Raw genomic sequence first — 3,804 nt, 5'->3', positions numbered from 1 at the left:
GGGCATTCCCCGATATCCGCCTCGGCGGCGGCATGTTCAGCTATTTCACCGAACTCAACCGCAAGCGCGTTCCGGCAGACCAGCTCGATTTCGTCACCCATTGCACCTGCCCGATCGTGCACGCCGCCGACGATCTCAGCGTCATGCAGTCGCTGGAGGCGCTGCCTTTCATCACCCAATCGGCACGGGCTATCTTCGGGGCAAAGCCCTACCGGATCGGACCGTCGACGATTGCCATGCGCCAGAACCCTTATGGCGGAGCGACCAAACCCAATCCCGGGGGACAGCGCATTGCCATGGCCGACAGCGATCCGCGCCATGCCGGCCAGTTCGCGGCGGCTTGGACGGTCGGCTATGCCGCGCGCGTCGCAGCCGCTGGGCTGGAACAGCTCACGCTCTCCAGCTTCACCGGACCGTTCGGCGTGCTGGCGTCATCCGGAGAACCCGTCGCGGAAGGATCGCCCCGGCCGCTCTTCAGAGCCATCAAGGGGCTTTGCGAACTGGCCGGCCTTGCGCATGTGGCCGCAGGGACGAGCGATGAGACCAAGGTGCTGGCGCTGGCTGGACGCTCGGCCTCGGGCGACACTGTCGTGTGGCTGGCGAACCTGACGGCGGACGACGTGCAAGTCGACATTTCAGCTTTTGGCCGAGGCCATCTCGTGATGACGCCTTACGAGATCGTCCGGATCGACTGACGTTATTTTTCGGAGTTCATCACATAGAGCGCGCGCGAGCGTTCGAGATGCTTGATCATCGCCTTCTCGGCGCCATCGGCATCCTTCTTCTCGATGCGGCCGATGATCTCTTCGTGCTCGGTGAGCGTGAACTTTTCCTTGCCGGTCCAGATCAGCATTTCGGTGTGGTATTCCTTCAGCCAGCCGAGCATCGCCTCGCTGACGGCGACATAGATCGGGTTGCCGGAGATCGCGGCGATCTGTGTATGGAACTTCATGTCGGCGGAGATGAAGGCTTCGGAATCGCCGCGAAAGCCGCGCTGTTCGGCAACGGTGGCCCGCAGCCGCAGCACATCCTCGGCGGTGGCCTTTTCGGCGGCTTCCCTGACCATGCCACGCTCGAAGAAGATGCGCGCGGTCTTCAGGTGCTCCAGCGTGTCTTTCGATGACGACAGGATGATCTTGGCGGCGCCGTCGACCTGCTTGATGATCGACTTGGCGGTGAGTTGCAGCACCTTGGCGCGTTCGCCATGCGAGATCGCAACCAGCCCCATATTGCTCAGCGCCTGCATCGCCTCGCGGATCGCGGGGCGGCCGACCTCGAAGCGCTCCATCAGCTCGCGCTCCGAGGGCATGTCGTCGCCTGGCATCAGCTCGCCGCTGGTGATCAGGCGCTTCAGCCGCAAGAAGACCTCATCGGAAAGCTTGCGCCGGACAATCGGTTCCGAACGGTTCATCGCCGCGAATCACTCCCTTGACCCGGCCCTATCTAACACTGCCGCCACAATTCCCGGAATTGCCGTCTGTCGATCCCGCTGCCGGATATGACTTGCAATACTTATGTACTCATTATACCAGATTCGAAACACCAGTGAACCTTTTTCGAACGCCTCGGCTTGAGACAGCGGACCATGATCACCCTCACCTACCGCATCGAAACGCCTGGAAGCATCGAAGCGCTGGCGGCCAAGATCGCCAGCGATCAGTCGACCGGCACCTTCGTAGCGCTGCCCGGCGAGACCGAGGAACTGAAGGCCCGGGTGGCGGCACGTGTGCTGGCGATTCGGCCTCTGCCCGATGCCGAGCGGCCGTCGCTTCCCAATGACGGTAAGGGGCCGTTCAGGCGCGCCGATGTCGACATCGCCTTTCCGTTCGATGCCATCGGCACCGACCTTTCGGCGCTGATGACGATTGCCATCGGCGGCACCTATTCGATCAAGGGCCTTACCGGGATTCGCGTCGTCGACATGAAATTGCCGGAGGAGTATCGCGGGGCACATCCCGGCCCACAGTTCGGTGTCGCCGGCAGCCGCCGGCTGACCAATGTGACTGACCGCCCGATCATCGGCACGATCGTCAAGCCGGCGCTAGGATTGCGGCCGCACGAGACGGCGGCAATGGTGGCGGAACTGATCGCCGCCGGCGTCGACTTCATCAAGGATGACGAGAAGCTGATGAGCCCGGCCTATTCGCCCCTGTCGGAACGGGTGAAGGCAATCATGCCGCTGATCCTCGATCACGAGCAGAAGACCGGCAAGAAGGTGATGTATGCCTTCGGCATTTCGCACGCCGATCCCGACGAGATGATGCGCAACCACGATCTGGTGGCGAAGGCCGGCGGCAATTGTGCTGTTATCAACATCAATTCGATCGGCTTTGGCGGCATGGCATTCCTGAGAAAACGCTCCGGCCTGGTGCTGCATGCTCATCGCAACGGCTGGGACATCCTCACCCGTCACCCCGGCCTCGGCATGGACTTCAAGGTCTGGCAGCAATTCTGGCGACTGCTCGGCGTCGACCAGTTCCAGATCAACGGCATCGCCTCGAAATACTGGGAACCGGATGACTCTTTCGTCGAATCCTTCAAGGCGGTGACGACGCCGATCTTTTCGGCTGGGGACTGCGCATTACCGGTGGCAGGTTCCGGCCAGTGGGGCGGTCAGGCGCCCGAGACATATGCACGAACCGGCCGGACCGTGGATCTTCTCTATCTCTGCGGCGGCGGCATCGTCAGCCATCCGGACGGACCGGGCGCCGGCGTACGTGCCGTGCAGCAAGCCTGGCAATCGGCGGTCGACGGCATTCCGCTGGCCGACTTCGCCTTGAACCATCCCGAACTGGCGCGGTCGATCGAAAAATTCGGCGACGGCAAGGCAGCCTGAGACGATGCAGGACCTGCTTCTCAGCTATTATGGCGACGACCTGACCGGCTCGACCGATGTCATGGAGGCGCTCGAGCTCGGTGGCGTGCCGACCGTGCTGTTCATGCGCCAGCCGGACGCGGCCCTGCTGTCCCGGTTTGGCCATTGCCGGGCGATAGGGCTGGCCGGCACCAGCCGCAGTGAGACGCCGCAATGGATGGACACGCATCTGCGCGATGCCTTCGCCTGGCTGAAGACGCTTAACGCCGAGATTTGCCACTACAAGGTCTGCTCGACCTTCGATTCCAGCCCGACGATCGGCAGCATCGGCCGAGCCATCGAGGTCGGCCGCTCGGTGTTCGCGCAGGATAGCGTGCCGCTGCTGGTCGGCGCGCCGCAGCTCAAGCGCTATACCGCTTTCGGCCATCTGTTCGCGGCCTATCGCGACCAATATTTCCGCATTGATCGCCACCCGGTGATGAGCCGTCACCCGACGACGCCAATGGATGAGTCCGATCTGCTGATCCATCTGTCGCGGCAGACGGCGCTGAGCTCCGGGCTGGTCGATCTTGCGACGCTGCAGTCGGCATCGCGGTCGGCGGCGTTCGATCGCCTGACCGGAAACGGCACCGCCATCGTGCTTGTCGATGTCGACAGTCTGGAGACGCAGGTTTTGGCCGGCAAGGAACTGTGGCGCGTTCGCAAGCCCGGCGGTTCTTTTGTCGTCGGCTCGTCCGGTGTCGAATATGCGCTGCTGGCCGAATGGACGTCGAATGGCGTCGTCAGCGCTGGGCCAGGCTTCACACCGCCGGGCGCTGCCGAGCGGATAGCCGTCGTGTCGGGCAGTTGCTCGCCGACCACCGAACGACAGATCCGGCATGCCCTGACCGACGGTTTCGACGGCATCGAGGTCGATCCGGTCGAACTGGTTTCGGAGGCCTCGCAGCAGGCGATCACGCGCGCAACGGCAAGCGGCCGTGCCAGTCTGC

At 63.2% G+C, this 3,804-nt stretch carries 3 protein-coding genes and 1 pseudogene; 3 read left to right on the top strand and 1 reads right to left on the bottom strand.

Translation table 11 applies throughout. The features are described 5' to 3' along the window. Positions 1 to 695 (top strand): annotated as a pseudogene (locus ENZ74_RS25010) (hypothetical protein); the annotation flags it as partial. 2 nt (positions 696 to 697) lie between these two features. Here ENZ74_RS25010 and ENZ74_RS25005 read toward each other — a convergent pair. Then, positions 698 to 1,411 carry a transcriptional regulator NanR gene (locus ENZ74_RS25005; RefSeq protein WP_063167520.1) on the bottom strand — a complete coding sequence of 238 codons (714 nt, stop codon included), beginning with the start codon at positions 1,409 to 1,411 and terminating at the stop codon, positions 698 to 700. Between the two features lie 174 nt (positions 1,412 to 1,585). On the opposite strand from ENZ74_RS25005, the gene oiaX reads away from it, so the two are divergent. Then, a complete protein-coding gene (gene oiaX, locus ENZ74_RS25000; RefSeq protein ID WP_063167519.1) occupies positions 1,586 to 2,836 on the top strand; it encodes a 3-oxo-isoapionate-4-phosphate decarboxylase OiaX in 1,251 nt (416 codons plus the stop codon). A 4-nt stretch (positions 2,837 to 2,840) separates the two neighbouring features. Continuing rightward, positions 2,841 to 3,804: four-carbon acid sugar kinase family protein (locus tag ENZ74_RS24995; RefSeq protein WP_164761189.1), on the top strand; the 964-nt coding region annotated here is incomplete at its 3' end.

The organism is Mesorhizobium sp. M7A.F.Ca.CA.002.15.2.1, assembly GCF_003998715.1.
GTDB classification, from domain to species: domain Bacteria; phylum Pseudomonadota; class Alphaproteobacteria; order Rhizobiales; family Rhizobiaceae; genus Mesorhizobium; species Mesorhizobium ciceri.
This window is presented reverse-complemented; position numbering and strand designations above follow the sequence as displayed.

What these genes read in the sequence shown, in the direction of transcription:
- ENZ74_RS25005 (WP_063167520.1), bottom strand. Translation starts at nt 1,411, where the DNA reads ATGAACCGTTCGGAACCGATTGTCCGGCGCAAGCTTTCCGATGAGGTC.
- oiaX (WP_063167519.1), top strand. Translation starts at nt 1,586, where the DNA reads ATGATCACCCTCACCTACCGCATCGAAACGCCTGGAAGCATCGAAGCG.